Raw genomic sequence first — 16,390 nt, forward strand, 5'->3', positions numbered from 1 at the left:
CTCCGTTGTCGCGCGCGGCCCCTGCCACCGGCTTAATACTGCGCTGCCGTCGCCACGGCCAGGGGTGACCCCTGCACGCGGTGAAAAGTGACAAGTGATAAGTGACAAGGGAGGATGCGGGACTTCGTCCCTGTTAGAACAGGTAACGGGGGAAAGTAGGGCGCGCGATGTCTTGGTCCGGTGGCCTCACCTTGTCGGGTCAGAGAAGGCCCCGCAAGGTTCCCGATCGGGGCAGGTTCGCCATCATCCGATGATGTCGGCTTTTCTCGTTCTCACGATTCACCAAGTTGACGGAGCGTAGAACTCGACTAGTCGTCGTCGATCGCGCAAGATTGAAATCCAGCAGCGCCCGACGATGCCTCAGCGAATTTACGAAACTTCGAAACGGCTCGGGCCGATTAGTCATGACCAGCTGAGCCGCGCGTTCGCTCGGTTCGACTTGGGCGATTTGCTCGCGGTCGAGCCGGTGCCATTGGGCCTCTTCGGGCAAAACCTGTTTGTCACCTCGAGCGCCGGCGAGTTCGTGTTCCGCGGAGCGCCGCATGGACCTGCTCAGTTTCCGACCGAGCGCTTCTTCACTCGCCTGCTCCACGAGCGGACGAGCGTGCCCGTGCCATGGCCATATCAGATTGATGATTCCTGTGACTTTTTTCCCTGGAGCTACGTGATCATGCCCCGGATGCCGGGGCTGCAGGTCACGGATCGCAAGCTGCGACGCGAGCTGACGGGAGCCGAGCTGCGCGCGATTGCGCGGGCGATGGCATACAACCTAGTCGCGATGCAGCAGGTCACAATGCCTTACTGCGCGCGCTACGATCCGGACCGGGATATCGTCAGACCGGTGCCGGTAAAGGATCACGCCGATTGGCCCTTCAATCACGGCTACGGTGAAGTGATTCGGCCGCCGTCGCATCGCGAGCTCGTCACCGCGCGCATCCGCCGCATCCTCGAACGAGCGCATACCGCAAGCGATCGCACGACAACGGCTGATGCCGAGTGGGCCGAAGAATTGATCGAACGCGCGAACGCCGCGTTAGCAGCACCTTTTACACCGTGCTTCACGATGGAGGACTACAAGGAAGGCAATGTAGTACTGAGTCGGACACCCGATGGATGGCAGGTCAGCGGAGCCTTCGACTTCATGGGATGCTATTTCGGCGACGGCGAGACCGATCTGTCGCGGATAACGGCCGAATATTTCGATCAGGATCTGGAGGTGGCGCGCGAGTTTCTGGCCACTTACCTGCGGCTCCGCGCGCCGCGACCCGGTTTCCGCGAACGCTTTCCCCTTTACATGCTGCTCGACCGACTGATCATCTGGGAATATATCCAACGCCACGAGGTCGAAGCCGCGGGCAAGATGGGAACCCTGCGCGACTGGGCCGAACGATATACGCAGATCGCGGACACGCTAGGATTCGATGGCTGAGCGAGGTTCTTTCTAGCGACCTTAGAATGCTGATTTCAGGAACTTCAGCACCAGTTCGTTGACGTGATCGGGGCGCTCCTGATGCACGAAATGCCCGGCGCCCGGCACGACCTCGATCTTCAATCCCTTCGGGAACAGCTTCTCCATCCCGTCGAGCGTTTCCGCGCCGATGCATCCGTCGTCGCGCCCGTGAATCATCATCGCGGGCACGTTGATCGGTATGTTCATCGCAGGCGCCAGAGCTTTAAGATCGACCGGCATGCTGAGCACCGGCCCGAGCGTGGCGCGATAGTAGCCGAGGGCCGCCTCGAGCGTGCCCTTGGCGCGGAAGCATCGCTTGAGCGCTTCCATGTCCGCGGCCGCCCATTTCCAGCCCGGCGACCAGTCGGCCCAACACTTTTCCAGGAACGCGAAGTCGTTGAAACTCACCGCGGCCCCGGCAATCGCAGTCTGGAAAAAGAACATGTACCAGGAGCGGCGCTGCTGCGCATAGCTGGTCACCAGCGCCTCGAAAAATTTCGAGCCATAGGGGACTGCCGACGTGACGAGCCGGCTTACGCGATCCGGCGATGCAGCGGCGGCGCCGTATGCCGCGACCGCGCCCCAATCGTGGCCGAACACGATCGCGTCCTTGTAGCCGAGCGCCGCGATCAGCGCGAGCGCGTCCTCCGACAGCGCCGCTGAATCGTAGCGGCCGTCGGGCGCGGGCTCGGTCGGCGAGTAGCCGCGCATGAACGGCGCGACGCAGTGGAATCCCGCCGAGGCCAGCGCGGGCATCTGATGGCGGAACGAATGAGCAGTGTCCGGGAAGCCGTGCAGGCACAGCACCAGCGGACCTTCCGGGTCGCCCATCTCGAGCACCGTGAAATTCAGGTTCGACGCGCGCACAACTCGCTGCTTCACTGGTGATGGCATAGTGGCTCGATTCATACCGCAGGCTTTCGCCAATGACAAAGCACGCCTGCTTGGAATACGCCCGCGATTCGTGATCAGCTAGTCCGCAGTTTCATGGACGAATCGATTCCCCAAATCAGCGAGCCGCCAACCGCCGGCAATCCCCCAATGCGCCGCGATGCGCTGCGGGATCTCGCCGCGCTGTTTCTTCGACTCGGCACGATCGCGATGGGCGGTCCGGCCGCGCACATCGCGATGATGGAGGACGAGGTCGTTCGTCGCCGGCGATGGATGACGCACGAGCGCTTTCTCGACATGCTCGGCGTCTGCAACCTGATTCCCGGCCCCAACTCGACCGAGATGGCGATTCACATCGGTCAAGAGCGGGCAGGATTGGCCGGCCTGGTCGTCGCCGGCGCGTGCTTTATTTTTCCAGCCGCCGCGATCGTGTTGATTATCGCATGGGCGTACGTGCGATTCGGCGCGATGCCCCAGGCGGCCGGTCTCCTCTACGGCGTCAAGCCCGTGATCATCGCGGTCGTGTTGCAGGCGCTGTGGGGACTCGGCCGCAGCGCGATCAAGTCGCGCATCCTGACTGCGATCGCGATCGTCGGGCTGGCCGCGTCGATCCTCGAGGTTAACGACATGATCGTCCTGCTCGGCGGCGGAATCGTTATGCTGGCGATTCGCGCCTTCGAGGATCGAAGCAGTGCGCGCGCGGCGATTGCCGCAATCCCGGCCGTTGCCACGCGTGCGTCCGCCGTGAAAGGCGCCGCGCTCGCCGCGACCGTGGCCGGCGTGCCGTTCAGTCTCATCACCCTGTTTCTGTTCTTCCTGAAGGTCGGCGCGGTGCTGTTCGGCAGCGGCTACGTACTGCTGGCGTTCATCCGCACCGACCTGGTCGATCGACTGCGATGGCTCACCGAGGCGCAGTTGCTCGACGCGGTCGCGGTGGGCCAGGTGACGCCAGGGCCGGTGTTCACGACCGCGACCTTCATCGGCTACCTGCTTGGTGGATTTCGCGGCGCCGTGGTCGCGACGCTGGGCATTTTTATCCCGTCGTTTTTCTTCGTTTCGATCAGCGGGCCGCTGATCCCTCGCCTGCGCCGCTCTGCGCTGGCCGGCGCGTTTCTCGACGGGGTCAATGTCGGCGCGTGGGCGTTGATGGCGGCGGTGACGTTGTTTCTTGCCCGGGCCGCGATCGTTGACCTCACCACGATGATCCTCGCGGTATCGAGCGCGTTCATCCTGATTCGTTATCGTCTGAATTCCGCATGGCTGGTGCTTGGCGGCGGACTAGTCGGCCTCGCGATGATTCCGTGGCGGTAACCTTCGCGTGTTCATGCAATCGGACGTAGCAGACAACGTCAGTATCCTGTAGTGTGGTACTCCGCAACGGCTAGCACATTCCGCTCTGCGCCTTACAATCGCAGGGCGTTGCGGTGAAAACTGAAAAAGTGAAAATGTGTTGATGCTGGCGGCATCCAGGAACGCGCATGCACGCGCGCCCGACGCCCGAAGCATCATCATCCGTGCAGCCAAACAGGCGTGTGCGGTGGTGTGGGCAAGTACGACAGGTGGGGAGACGAATGGCAGCAGCTTTCACGACGACGAGCACGACAGAAGCCGAAAAAACCACAAAGATCGCGCCGTGGGAGATGCCGTGGTGGCACGCCTCCTCGGGGCGCGACCTTTCGATCCTGTTGTGGATTTGCCTCATCCATATTACCGCCGCGATCGGACTCGTGCTTTATCCGATTCCCGGATGGCGGGTGTTGCTCGGCGCGATAGCGCTGGTATTCATCGGCGGATTGGGCACCACGGTCGGGTACCATCGCGCGATCGCGCATCGCTCGCTCACGCTCAATCCGTGGGTGCGCGGAGTGTTGATTTTCTTCGCGATGTTCAACGGTTCCGGTGCGCCGACCACCTGGGCTGCGGGCCATCGCCTGCATCACGCCAAGGCTGACACCCCGGAAGACATCTCGAGCCCGATTTGGGGTGGTTTCTGGTGGGCGCATCTACGCTGGCTTTGGCAGGCTGACGAGCCGTCCGTCGATCGTTACTGCCCCGATCTCAGCGGAGTTTCGTATCGGGCCTGGCGATGGTTCCAGACGCCGATCCTCGCGCTGTCATACCTCGGCGGTTTGTATTTCAGTCCGGCCGCATTTTTCTGGCTGGGAGCGATTCGCTTGTGCTTCGCACTGCACGCGCAATGCTTCGTCAACAGCGTTTGCCACACCGAACCGGGCATCACGGTGGGCCAGGATTCCAGCCGCAACGTAAAATGGCTGGCGCTGATGCATCTGTTGCAGGGCGAGAACTGGCATCGCAACCATCACGCGCGCCCCGGTTCTGCCCGTCTGGGATGGAACTGGCGCCAGCCCGACGCCGGTTACATGGTCATCCTGGCGCTCGAGAAGCTCGGCCTCGCCACCGACGTCCGCCATGGCACGCCCAGCGGCATCGCCAGCCAGGCCGGCGCGAAAGATCTGCTGGGCAGGCCCGATATCCTCGATCCCGCCGCATAATCGTCAAGCGGATAAGGGCTTTTGTTCGCGTAACCGACGGTCACGCGGTGCGTATTCCTTGTTAGAGGAATACACATGAAAACCGTCGGCTTCATCTTTGCCGCGATGCTTTGCGCAGTCATCATGCTGGGAACGGTAATGGCAGCAACGAACGCAGGCATGACCCAAATTGCATCGTCGTCTGTCGTAACGACGCTATAATTCGATTCAGAACGTCGATATCCCCTCAGGCGACTTGTCCTGCTCAAGGGCACCTGCCGCGCCTGAGCCTTGCGGATTCCCTGTTAGAGTCATAATCGGACACTCCGCAGTCATCTTAAGACGGATTGCGGCGCATGCCGTAGCGATCAGAAGACAAATTTGACGGCATGGATGGTGCTTTGCAGGAGGAATGCACATGAAGACCGCCGAGTAGCAACTTTATAGCTCGATCTTGCTGTCCTGGGGGGGCAACTCAATGAGAGAGCATTTCAAAGGCGCGAGTCTCAGCGCCATCTCCGCCCTGATACTTCTGACGTGCGGCTGGACCGCTATTAGTGCCGGCTCGCGAACGGCGCCGATGATTACCGCCGCGATCGACGAGAATGCGCTGATCGCGCTCGCGGGCAATACGCGCCCGGAAGCGACGGCGGCCAATGATCGCGGCGCGGTTGCGGACGACGTTGCGATGGAGCACCTGATGCTCCAGTTGCGACGCGCGCCCGAGCAGGAGCAGGCACTCGAAAAATACCTCGATGAACTCGAGGACCCCAAGTCGCCGAACTACCATCACTGGTTGACCGCGCAGGAGTTCGGAGACCGCTACGGACTGGCCGGCCAGGACCTCGCGAAGATCACGGGCTGGCTTCAATCACACGGCCTCACCGTCAATGCGGTGTATCCCAATCGCATCGTGGTCGATTTTTCCGGGACGGCCGGCGAGGTGCGGGAGGCCTTCCATACCGAAATTCACAATCTCGAGGTAAGCGCAGTGGCGCATATCGCCAACATGAGCGACCCGCGGATTCCCGCGGCGCTGGCGCCGGCGGTGGTTGGCGTCGTGTCACTCAACGACTTCAGACCGCGCGCGATGAATCAGCCGCGTCCCGCGTACACCGTCGGTAGCGACACGCAACTGGTCGCACCTGCGGACCTAGCCACCATCTACGACTTCAACCCGCTGTTTGCGGCGGGTTATTCGGGCCAGGGGCAGACGATTGTGGTGATCGAGGACAGCGACCTTTACCGCACCAGCGACTGGACGACCTTCCGTACAACATTCGGCCTTGCAAGCGCCTACCCGGAGGGCTCGCTGAGCCAGGTTAATCCCAGCGACTGTACCGACCCAGGCGTCAATGGCGACGACGCCGAGGCGGCCATCGACGTGGAATGGGCGAGCGCCGCGGCGCCCAGCGCCACGATCGAGCTGGCCTCGTGCGCCAACACCGCCACCACGTTCGGCGGCTTCATCGCGCTGCAGAACCTGCTCAACGCCTCGGGAACGCCACCGGCGATCGTGAGCATCAGCTATGGCGAGTGCGAAGCGGAGAGCGGCGCGGCGCAAAACGCGTCCATCAATTCGTTGTATCAGCAGGCGGTTGGAGCGGGCGTATCGGTGTTCGTGTCGTCTGGCGACGAGGGCGCGGCCAGTTGCGATGTCGGCTCGAACCATGCGACCCACGGCATAGGAGTCAGCGGATTAACCTCGACGCCGTATAATGTGTCGGTGGGCGGCACCGATTTCGGCGATGGTTACGCGGGCACGAACAGCACTTACTGGAGCTCCGCGAACGGGACGGCTTATGGCTCGGCGCTCTCCTACATTCCGGAAATTCCCTGGGACGATTCGTGCGCCAGCACACTGATCTCCGGCTACCTCGGTTATAGCGCCGCGTACGGCTCGAGCGGCTTGTGCAACAGCTCGCGGGGCGAAGCGGATTTCCTGAACACCGTCGCGGGCAGCGGCGGCCCCAGCGGCTGTGCCACTGGAAAGCCGTCGAGCAATGGCGTCGTCGGCGGTAGCTGCGCCGGATATCCCAAGCCTGGCTGGCAATCGGTGCTCGGCAACCCGAGCGACGGCGTGCGCGATATCCCCGACCTCTCGTTGTTCGCCGCCAACGGAGTCTGGGGCCACTACTATGTGGTTTGCTATTCAGACGTGATGGATTACGGATATTCCTGCTCGGGTGCGCCCGATACCTGGGGGGGATTCGGCGGAACCTCGGTTTCCTCGCCGATCATGGCGGGGGTTCAGGCGCTGATAAACCAAAAGACCGGGAGCCGTCAAGGTAATCCCAATCCCAGCTACTACGCGCTGGCCAATGCCGAGTACGGCACGACCGGCAGCGCTTCGTGCGACTCCACGCTTGGCAACGGTGTCGCCAGCTCGTGCATCTTCTACGCCGTGACCCAGGGCGATATGGACGTGAACTGCACCGGCACACAGAACTGTTACACGCCATCGGGCGCCAATGGCGTGCTGTCCACCTCGACCTCGGGGTTTTATCCCGCGTATCCGGCGAAAGCCGGATGGAATTTTGCCACCGGGATCGGGACCGTCAATGTCCTCAACCTTGTGATGGCATCGCGCACGGCCGCACCGACGCCCACTCCGACTGCCACACCCAAGTCGTCGGCCTCCCCGACTGCGACCCCCACTCGGACGGCGACCGCCACTGCGACTGCCACCCGGAAAGCAACGGCTACACCGACACCCACCTCGACGCCAACCGGGGTTCCCAAGTGGCTGAAGGTCAAACCGTCGGCGGGGAATTTCGGCAAAGTGAAAGTGGGGAAGGTCACAAGCGTAACACTGACGCTCAGCAATCCGGCCAAGAAGGGATCGCCGATCGCCTTCGGGAAGCCGATGATGACGGTCCCGGCGACCAGCCCGCAGGTATTTGGGTTTCCGGCGAGTGTCACCAACTGCCCCCCGCAACTGCGGCCGAAGGAAAAGTGCATGCTCAACGTGGAATTCGCTCCGGCATCGCAGGGTGCGGTGTCCTCGACGGTAACCATCTTTGACGACGCGGGAAATGCGAACCAGGTGATCCAGTTGCAGGGCACTGGGAAATGAGCCGGACCCGAGCTTGAGCCATTTTACATCGGCGCGCCGCGATGCTTTTGTAAGCGAGGCTGCTCACCAATCTGAGCGGCTGAGGGAGGACGCATCGTGTCGATACTCTCGGAGTTCAAGCAGTTCGCAATCAAGGGCAACGTGATCGATCTCGCGGTCGGCTTCGTAGTCGGCGCCGCGTTCGGGAAAATCGTCACCTCGTTTACCAACGACATTCTGATGCCGCCGATCGGGCTGGCGCTCGGCGCAGTCGATTTCGCAAACCTGTTCATCAATCTTTCGTCGAAGCATTACCCGACCATCGCGGCAGCCAAGGCTGCGGGCGCACCGACGCTGAACCTCGGATTGTTCATCAATACGATCATCGACTTCGTGATAATCGCGTTCGCGGTCTTTCTACTCGTCAAATGGGTGAATCACCTCGTCGGCGAAAAGCCCGCGCCACCCACCACCAAGCAGTGTCCATACTGCCTGAGCGCGATTGCGCTGGGCGCCACGCGATGCCCTCAGTGCACGTCGGAACTGAAGGCGGCGTGAACTGGGAACAGCATTTCCCGGCAGTGAAGAAGTGAAAAAGTGAAAAAGTGAAAGATGCGGAGGCGCACGCGGACTTGCCGCGCGGCGCCTCCTGCACTGCGACCGCCGATGCTTGCCGCTACTCGCCGGCCTGCGCGACGTCGGCCATCGCCTTCGCCGCGCGCGCGCAAATCTCGCTCAGGACTTCGTCCGTGATTACGGTTGACAGCGCGATCATCCCGCTGGGCGCGAAAAACAAACCCTGATTGAGCGCCGCCAGATGGAAGTTGGCGATCGCGCGGGCGTCCTCGCGTGCGATCGTCGCGGGCGGCGGCTCGTTGAGCAGGAACACGTTCATCAGCGATCCATAGTGCCGCACGGAAAACAGCAGCCCCACTTGGCGCGCCGCGCGCGCCAGCTCGGCGGCCAGCCGCTCGGCCTGCTTGGCCATTTTGTCGATTCGCGCCTGCGTGAGTTCGCGCACCGACACCACGCCGGCCGCGCAGGTGACCGGATTGCCGTTGAAAGTGCCTGAATGAAAAATCCTGCCGCGATTGCGCGGGTCGAACGCCGACATCACTTCCTCGCTGCCGCCGATCGCTCCGACCGGGAATCCGCCGCCGATGATCTTTCCGAACATCGTCAGGTCCGGCTTGACGTTGAAAATCTGCTGCCCGCCGCCCTCGGCCAGCCTCAGCGTGATCACCTCATCGAGGACGAACATCGCACCCGCGCTATGCGCCGCTTCGGCAACCCGCCCGAGAAATTCGGCCGGCGGCTCCACCACGCCCGCCGAGCCGAGGATCGGCTCGAGAAACACCGCTGCAATCTCCGAACCGCGCTCAGACAGCAGCGCCTCGAACACAGTCGCCTCGCCGAAGTCGGCGAGCATGGTGCGCTCGCCGTCCTGGCCGATCAGCCCGACTTCCAAATCGTCGTACGATCCATGATAGCCGTAGCGCGCCATCAGGATGAGCTTGCGGCCGGTAAGCCGCCGCGCGACGTGTGCCGCGAGCATCCCGGCCTCCGTCCCTGAATTGCAAAATCGCACGCGATCCACAGATTCGACCCGCTCGCACAGCAGAGTCGCCAGCTCGATCTGCGCCTCCGATCGCGCCGGCCACGAACTGCCGTCGCGAACCGCCTTGCTCACCGTCTCGACGATTGGCGGATAAGCGTTGCCATGAACCAGGCTGGTGTAGTTGCCAATCAGGTCGATGTACTTGTTGCCGTCAACGTCCCAAACGAAAGGACCTTCGCCGCGCTTGAGCGTAAGCGGGTAGGGCCGATAGTAGGTGGTGGTGCGGGTGTCCCCGCCGGGCATCACGCGCTCGGCGCGCTTGGTGAGTTGCGCGGATTTTTCGGTCGCCGCGCGATAGTGTTCTTCGATACTGTTCATCGTCTCTTCCCCCGACTCTTCATCGTCTCATTCCCCGATGAGATATAATGAGCGTTCGCGCGTCTGCCGACAGCATATTACTCCATCATTTGCGGGTATCTCACCGCCGCGAGTCAAGCTCTCCACCGCCGCCAACGCCGCGGCCGCACACTATCGTTGACCCCGGCCGTTCGAGTGCATCCTTCTCTCCTGGCCGAAGGTTGAAAAACTCAGCTCAACTTTTCGATTTCGTGTCGCCATATTGTAGTACCTGCACCTTCTCGACTGTGATCAGTCCCGAGCCCATCATCTCGTCGAGCACCGGCATGAACGCGTCGATTTTCGCCTGGCTATCGACGATCTCGATGACCATCGGCAGGTCTTCCGACAGCCGCAGAATTTTCGCCGAATGCAGATGGCTGGATTTGCCAAAGCCCATCGGGCCGCGCAGCACGGTCGCGCCGCCGAGCTGAAGTTCGCGCGCCTTGAGCACGATCGCTTCGTACAGCGGCTTGCCGCCCGAGCGTTCGCTCTCGCCGATAAAAATTCGAAGCAACACCGCATCGCGTGGGATTTGCATCGTTACACCCCCCGGTTAAGCGCCGTGGCCGCTATGAAGCCCAGCCATACCGACAGCACGCACAGCAGAACCGAACCGGCGGCGTTCAATGCCGCCGGCATCCACTCGCCCGCGCGCATCAAGTAAAACGTTTCGAGCGAGAAAGTCGAGAACGTCGTGTAGCCGCCGCAGATTCCCACCATCACGAACTGCCGCGCCGGCGTGCCGATGAGCAGGCGCCCGTCGGGGCCGCTCAGCGTCGCGAAAAATCCGAGCACCAGGCACCCCGTGACATTTACCAACATCGTGCCGTACGGAAACGTGCCGCCGGTGAGCGTGGTAACCACGCCCGAAAAAAAATACCGCCCCATCCCGCCGAGCGCACTGCCAATCGCAATCAGGAAATACGCGAGCACCCGCAAACCTCCTGTCTCTCAGACACTTACCCGGCCGCCGATCTCGACAAGTGGCCGTCGTCGGCGAGTCCGTCCACAATCAGATGAAGATAGATGAGTCCGGCGTACCGATGCCACCGCTCGAGCGCCGCCGACAATGGTTACGCCTCGTTGCCGCCGATGCCGACGCGATGCTCCAGCGCGCGCATTCGCCGAATTATTTCGGGCAGCCGCGTCAGCACGGTGGCGTAGCGGCGGAACTTGCGCACGTCCACCGCGGGGATGCCCCCGACGACCGCGTCGTCTTGCAGGTCGTGGTGGATGCCGGCTTTCGCCATGACCATGACGCGATCGCCGATCGTCACGTGGTCGGTGCATCCCGCTTGTCCGCCGAACAGGCACCATTTGCCGATTCGCGTCGAGCCCGAGATTCCCACGTGGCCCGAGAATCGCGAGTACTCGCCGATTTCGCAGTTGTGCCCGATATGCACCTGGTCGTCGAGCTTCACGCCGCGATGCAGCACCGTCGCTCCCATCATCGCGCGATCGACCGTGGAATTCGCGCCGATCTCAACATCATCCTCGATCATTACGCTGCCGACTTGCGGAATCTTGATCAAATCGCCCTTTTCCTCGACGAACCCGAAACCATCGGCGCCGATTACCGCGCCGTTCAAAATCGTCACCCGATTTCCAATCACCGTGCCCTCGCGAATCGAGGCCTGGCTGTGCGCGGTGAAGCGATCGCCGATGCGCACGTTGGGGTAGATCGTAACGTTCGGATGAATCACCGCGTCGCGCCCAATCGTCACGCCCGCACCGATTACCACCGACGCGCCGATCGACGCGTCGGGACCGATCGTCGCGTCGGGCGCCACTGAAGCCCGGGGATCGATCCCCGGCGCGGGCCGGTACGGCGGAAAGAAAATCTCGAGCACGCGGGCGAAGTCGGCGTACGGATTCGCGCTGACCAGCGTCGCGCACTTCGCGCCCGCCGCAAGCTCGGCGGTCGTGATCGCCGCCGATACGTTGGATTGCAGCGCGGGGGCGTACTTCGCGCTCGCGACGAAGACGATCATGCCGGGACCGGCGGCCTCGATGGGCGCCGGCGCGAGAATCTCCACGGCGCCGTCACCGCGGATTTCGAGTCCCAGCTTCGATGCGAGTTCCTTGAGTTTCATCTTGATGCCCTGGTTTTCCGGTGAATGAAAGTTTTCAGTCTTCAGTATTCAACCCGCCGCGCGCAGCGCGAGGATTGCGTCGGCGATCTCCGCCGGTTCGATTTGCGTCAGGCAGTTGTAATGCCCGAAGCGGCAGGTGCGCGCCAGGCACGGACTGCATTCAAGCTTGCGGTAAATCACGCGCGTCTTCGGCCCCTGCGGCCCGGTGCGGCTGGGATTGGTCGATCCGAAAATCGCGACGGTCGGAATTCCCAGCGCTCCCGCCAGATGCATGCAGCCGGAATCGTTGCCGATGAACCCGTCGCACAGCGACAACAATGCGATCAGCTCGCCGACGTTGGTGTGCCCGGCCGCGATCATCGCGCCCGATTTGCTCGCCGCCGCAACTTCTTCGCACTTCGCGCGCTCCGACGACGCGCCAACCAGCACGGCTTCGGCGTCCTCGCGCCGCGCGATCAAATCGATCAGCGCGCCGTAACTGTCCGCGGGCCATTCCTTGGCCGGCCCGTAGGCCGCCGCGGGAGCGATTGCAAAAACCGGACGGCCGGGGCGCCTGCGACTGGTCGCGAGCCATTCGCGCATCCGCTCGCGATGCGGTCCGTGGACGTCGATTGCGAGATCATCGGCGCGGGCGTCGGCAGCGCAAATGCCCGTCGCGCGCACCATCGCGAGCCAATAATTCGCCTGGTGGCCGGTAACCGCTTCGGGCGGCGGCGCCGCTTTCAGCGTCAGCATCGCGCCGCGCGCATCGGCGACAAATCCGGCGCGGCGACGGATTCCGGCCATCGCGATCCACAGCGCCGACTCGAAACTGTTCGGAAACAACACCCCCAGGTCGAATCGCCGCGAGCGGATTTCTCCGACAATTCTGCGGCGATCGAAAAACCCGGAAAGACCGCGCCCGACCGAGTACGGGATCACCTCGTCGAGCCATCGGGCCCCGTCAAAGTAGCTTGCCAGTTCCTTCTTGATCAGCACTGCGAGATGCGCGCCCGGCCACGCGCGGCGGATTGCCCGCAGCGCGGGCGTGCTCATCACCAGGTCGCCCAGCCAGTTGACTTCCTTGACCAGGATGCGGCCCGGCGCAGGCTCGAGCATGAGCGCGGGCGCCGATTGCGCCGGCGCGCGCGAATCAAGCGGCTCATGACGCCGAATATTCTCCGATTCCACCCTCGATGATTCCCCGCAGCGCGCCTTCGATCCCGTCAAAGATTTCATCACGCGCGCGCCGCCAAATAAACCCGCCCGCTGCCGTTCCACCTCGTATGCCAGCTTGACGCGTGTCGTGAGGGTCTTCCCGGCTATACGCACCGCGCCGGGAGAACGCGCGCAAAATTGAGGCGGCGCTGCTACTCGCCTCTTGACCCTGCTAGCATCGAAGGGCGCATGGAAAGCTCCGCCCTCATATTTTCCTCCTTGCTCGCTGGCAGGGGTTGGCCTCTGTCTTCCGCATAGCCGGGATTCGTACTACAATCCGGCTATACCCATCGGGGGAATCGCACGCGAGGGGATTGCTGCGATGGCTGGCTTGAGAGACCGACCGCTGATCCGCGATGCGCTGCTTGCCGGCGGAGTGATCGCCGGGAGTTGCATTGCCGTGTTGATCGCAGTCGATCGCGGCCAGGCCCCTCGTCCTCATTTCGCTTCCATTGTGTCGGCGCCGATACACTCCGACGGCGACGATTCGACATCGAGATTGGGAACATCCGGCGCGGCAACCAAGCTGCGGCGCGCATCTCCGGCCGCGGGTGCGGCGTCGCAACAGATCGGATCCGCGCTGGCTTCACCGAAAAAGAAATCCAGCGACATGACGCTGGTCGTGATGGTTCCGGATTTACCACCGCGCGAAAATCCTGGCGCCCCGCCGCCAGGCGTGTGGAGTGATCAGGGCGCTGCGGCTCCTGTCACCGGCGCCGGCTCGCAAGCTGCGGGCCTGATTGCGATGAGCTCGGTCGGCGGCGCGTCGATGCCCCTGACTTCGCCGACGGGTGGATCGTCGGCCGGTTTGCCCGGCGCCTCGGGCGGCGGGTCCAATCCTTCGGTTGTCTCAAACCCGGGCGGCGGCCATCCCTCGGCCAGACAACCCGATGTGGACCGGTCGCATTCCGGTTTCGTACTGCTGGCGGGCGGGCAGGGTAACGGGCAATTCGCACTCTCGAGCGCGGAGCTTTTCGATCCGGCCAGCAACGCGTTCGCAGCCACGTCACCGATGAAGGACGCGCGCGCGGATCACACCGCGACAGTGTTGCCCGGCGGCAAAATATTGGTCGCGGGCGGCGTAGGCCCCTCGGGCCACTCGCTGTCGTCGGCTGAATTGTACGACCCGGCCAGTGGAACATTTTCGGCGGCTGCGTCGAAGATGAACACCGCGCGCGCCGCGCATACGGCAACGCTGATTTCCGGATGCAACTGCCCGGCGGATGGCAAAGTGCTGATCGCGGGAGGCACCGCCGCCGCAAACGGATCCACTCTCAGGAGCGCGGAACTGTACGATCCTGCCACCGGCAAGTTCACCGCGACCGGCGCGATGAAGGCGACGCGCGCCCGCCATTCGGGCACGCTGCTCGCCAGCGGTCCGCTGGCGGGAAACGTGCTGATCGCAGGCGGCACCAGCGATGAGAGCGGCGGCGACGTCGCCACGGCTGAACTCTATGACCCGGTCGCTGGGCAGTTCACATCGACCGGCAGGATGATTACGCCGCGCGAGACTCACAGCGCCACCTGGCTTTCCCCGAGTGTCGTCGCGGGTACGCTCGCCGGCAGCGTGCTTATCGCGGGCGGCGGCGACGTGAGCGCGCCGAGCGACAGCGCGGAAGTTTTCAATCCTCAGACGGCGACCTTCTCACCGGTAGGCGCGATGACCACCGCGCGCACGCTTCAAGCCGCGGTATTGCTGGCCAACGGCCGGGTGCTGATCGCAGGCGGTCAGGGCAGCGAAACGGAATTTCTGCTGAGCGCCGAGCTTTTCGATCCCGCGCACGCTACTTTTTCCGCCACCGGCCCGATGAACAACGTCCACGCCGGCGCGACCGCAACCGTGCTCGACAGCGGCAACGCGCTGATCGCCGGGGGCAGGTCAAACTGGGCCGACCTCTACAACACCGCGGCCGGAACCTTCTCACCGACGGGCAGGATGGTGACCGACGTCGCCGAATCGACTTCGACGCTAATCAGATAGCAGATTGGCCGGCGCGCTTACTTGCCGACGATGAACACGCAGCTGGTGGTGGCGCTGCCGCCGAGGTTCAGCATCGCAAATTTCTTCGCACCCTCGACCTGGTAGTCGCCCGCGCTATCCGTTATCTGCCGATAGCAATCGAGCATCTGGCGCACGCCGGTCGCGCCGACCGGATGGCCCGCGCCGATCAGCCCGCCGCTCGGATTGATCGGCAGCTTGCCGCCGAGCTCGATCACCCCTTCCTCGATCGCCTTCCACGATTCGCCCGGCTTGGTGATTCCAAAATGATCGATCGCCATGTACTCGGAGGTGGTGAAGCAGTCGTGGGTCTCGATTCCCGAAAGCTCGGCGGTGGAGGCGATGCCCGCGCGCTTGAAGGCGTCGAGGATTGCCTGGCGTGTATGCGGCAACACGTAGGTATTGTCCCTGCTCTCGGCGACCTTGGTGTCGAATTCGAGCGGCGCCGTGTGATGGCCCCATCCGAGGATGCGGGGAAGGTCGGCCAGCCGCTTGCCGTTGCGTTTGGCCCACGCGCTGGCAAATTTTTCCGACGCGAGGAAAAGCGCAACCGAGCCGTCGGTCACTTGCGAGCAATCGCTGACTTTGATGCGGCCGCCGATAACCTGGTTGAACTTGCTTTCGCGCTGCGCGTGACTCTCGCTCATGAACCAGTTGCGGGTCTGCGCGTTCGGATTGCGCTTGGCGTTGGAATAATTCACCGCCGAAATGTGCGCGAGGTGTTCATCCTTGAGGCCGTAGCGCTTGTCGTACTCGTCGCCGAGCCGGCCAAACAGTTTCGGAAACGGGAATTCGATTCCCTTGGCTTCGCGCTCATACCACGCCGCGGTGCCCAGGATGTCGCCGCCGGTGGTGGAATCGACCGTCTTCATTTGTTCGACGCCGACCACGCACGCCAGGTCGTAGCGCGCGGCCTCGATATCGGCCGACGCCGCGATCAAGGCGATCGAGCCCGACGCGCATGCCGCTTCATGACGGCTGGTCGGCAGCCCGGAGAAAGCGGGATCGATCTCGAGGAAAAATGCGCCGACATGGCCCTGCCTGGCGTACAACTCGGCGGCGAAGTTGCCGACGTGAGCAGTTTCAACTTCGCGCGGCTCGATCCGGGTAGCTTCGAGCGCGCCCAAAGTTGCCTCGCGCATCGCCGCCACGAAATGTTTTCCTTCTTTCGACCAGTTGCGGGCAAAGTCGGTTTGCGCTCCGCCCAATACGTACACCGGCGCTGGTTTCGTCATCGCGCGCTCCTATCGGTCATC

The 16,390-nt window shown here is 63.1% G+C and carries 13 protein-coding genes; 6 read left to right on the plus strand and 7 right to left on the minus strand.

Features of this window, described 5'->3' with window-relative positions; translation table 11 throughout:
- The first annotated feature begins 355 nt into the window (after positions 1 to 355).
- A complete protein-coding gene (locus tag VIO10_RS14400; protein WP_331965643.1) occupies positions 356 to 1,429 on the plus strand; it encodes an aminoglycoside phosphotransferase family protein in 1,074 nt (357 codons plus the stop codon).
- 21 nt (positions 1,430 to 1,450) lie between these two features.
- Here the strand turns inward: VIO10_RS14400 and VIO10_RS14405 are convergent, their stop codons facing one another.
- Complete coding sequence (locus VIO10_RS14405; protein ID WP_331965646.1) at positions 1,451 to 2,344, minus strand: alpha/beta hydrolase; 894 nt, start codon at positions 2,342 to 2,344, stop codon at positions 1,451 to 1,453.
- Positions 2,345 to 2,437: 93 nt separating this feature from the next.
- Here VIO10_RS14405 and chrA point away from each other — a divergent pair, with 93 nt between their 5' ends.
- The 4 genes from chrA to mscL all read left to right on the plus strand — a co-directional run bounded on the left by chrA (position 2,438) and on the right by mscL (position 8,446).
- Positions 2,438 to 3,652, plus strand: coding sequence for a chromate efflux transporter (chrA, locus tag VIO10_RS14410; protein ID WP_331965649.1), 1,215 nt, complete (start codon positions 2,438 to 2,440; stop codon positions 3,650 to 3,652).
- 260 nt (positions 3,653 to 3,912) lie between these two features.
- Complete coding sequence (locus VIO10_RS14415) at positions 3,913 to 4,854, plus strand: acyl-CoA desaturase (RefSeq protein ID WP_331965652.1); 942 nt, start codon at positions 3,913 to 3,915, stop codon at positions 4,852 to 4,854.
- Between the two features lie 559 nt (positions 4,855 to 5,413).
- Positions 5,414 to 7,909, plus strand: a complete 2,496-nt coding sequence (locus VIO10_RS14420) for a protease pro-enzyme activation domain-containing protein (RefSeq protein WP_331965655.1) — start codon at positions 5,414 to 5,416, stop codon at positions 7,907 to 7,909.
- A 102-nt stretch (positions 7,910 to 8,011) separates the two neighbouring features.
- Positions 8,012 to 8,446, plus strand: coding sequence for a large conductance mechanosensitive channel protein MscL (gene mscL, locus VIO10_RS14425; protein WP_349259254.1), 435 nt, complete (start codon positions 8,012 to 8,014; stop codon positions 8,444 to 8,446).
- Between the two features lie 118 nt (positions 8,447 to 8,564).
- Here the strand turns inward: mscL and VIO10_RS14430 are convergent, their stop codons facing one another.
- The 5 genes from VIO10_RS14430 to waaF all read right to left on the minus strand — a co-directional run bounded on the left by VIO10_RS14430 (position 8,565) and on the right by waaF (position 13,108).
- Positions 8,565 to 9,824, minus strand: a complete 1,260-nt coding sequence (locus tag VIO10_RS14430) for an aspartate aminotransferase family protein (RefSeq protein ID WP_331965661.1) — start codon at positions 9,822 to 9,824, stop codon at positions 8,565 to 8,567.
- 214 nt (positions 9,825 to 10,038) lie between these two features.
- On the minus strand, positions 10,039 to 10,383 hold the full coding sequence (locus tag VIO10_RS14435) for a DUF190 domain-containing protein (protein ID WP_331965664.1): 345 nt from the start codon (positions 10,381 to 10,383) through the stop codon (positions 10,039 to 10,041).
- A 2-nt stretch (positions 10,384 to 10,385) separates the two neighbouring features.
- On the minus strand, positions 10,386 to 10,778 hold the full coding sequence (crcB, locus tag VIO10_RS14440) for a fluoride efflux transporter CrcB (RefSeq protein ID WP_331965667.1): 393 nt from the start codon (positions 10,776 to 10,778) through the stop codon (positions 10,386 to 10,388).
- A gap of 140 nt (positions 10,779 to 10,918) precedes the next feature.
- Positions 10,919 to 11,938, minus strand: a complete 1,020-nt coding sequence (gene lpxD, locus VIO10_RS14445) for a UDP-3-O-(3-hydroxymyristoyl)glucosamine N-acyltransferase (protein ID WP_331965670.1) — start codon at positions 11,936 to 11,938, stop codon at positions 10,919 to 10,921.
- A 48-nt stretch (positions 11,939 to 11,986) separates the two neighbouring features.
- The gene (waaF, locus tag VIO10_RS14450; protein WP_331965673.1) at positions 11,987 to 13,108 is read right to left on the minus strand and encodes a lipopolysaccharide heptosyltransferase II; all 1,122 of its coding nucleotides are present in this window, start codon (positions 13,106 to 13,108) and stop codon (positions 11,987 to 11,989) included.
- Positions 13,109 to 13,457: 349 nt separating this feature from the next.
- On the opposite strand from waaF, the gene VIO10_RS14455 reads away from it, so the two are divergent.
- Positions 13,458 to 15,116 (plus strand): Kelch repeat-containing protein, encoded by a 1,659-nt coding sequence (locus VIO10_RS14455; protein ID WP_331965676.1) that lies wholly within the window; start codon positions 13,458 to 13,460, stop codon positions 15,114 to 15,116.
- Positions 15,117 to 15,133: 17 nt separating this feature from the next.
- Here the strand turns inward: VIO10_RS14455 and VIO10_RS14460 are convergent, their stop codons facing one another.
- On the minus strand, positions 15,134 to 16,369 hold the full coding sequence (locus VIO10_RS14460) for an acetyl-CoA acetyltransferase (RefSeq protein WP_331965679.1): 1,236 nt from the start codon (positions 16,367 to 16,369) through the stop codon (positions 15,134 to 15,136).
- Positions 16,370 to 16,390: the final 21 nt, after the last annotated feature.

It is taken from the genome of Candidatus Binatus sp., assembly GCF_036567905.1.
Classification (GTDB): domain Bacteria; phylum Desulfobacterota; class Binatia; order Binatales; family Binataceae; genus Binatus.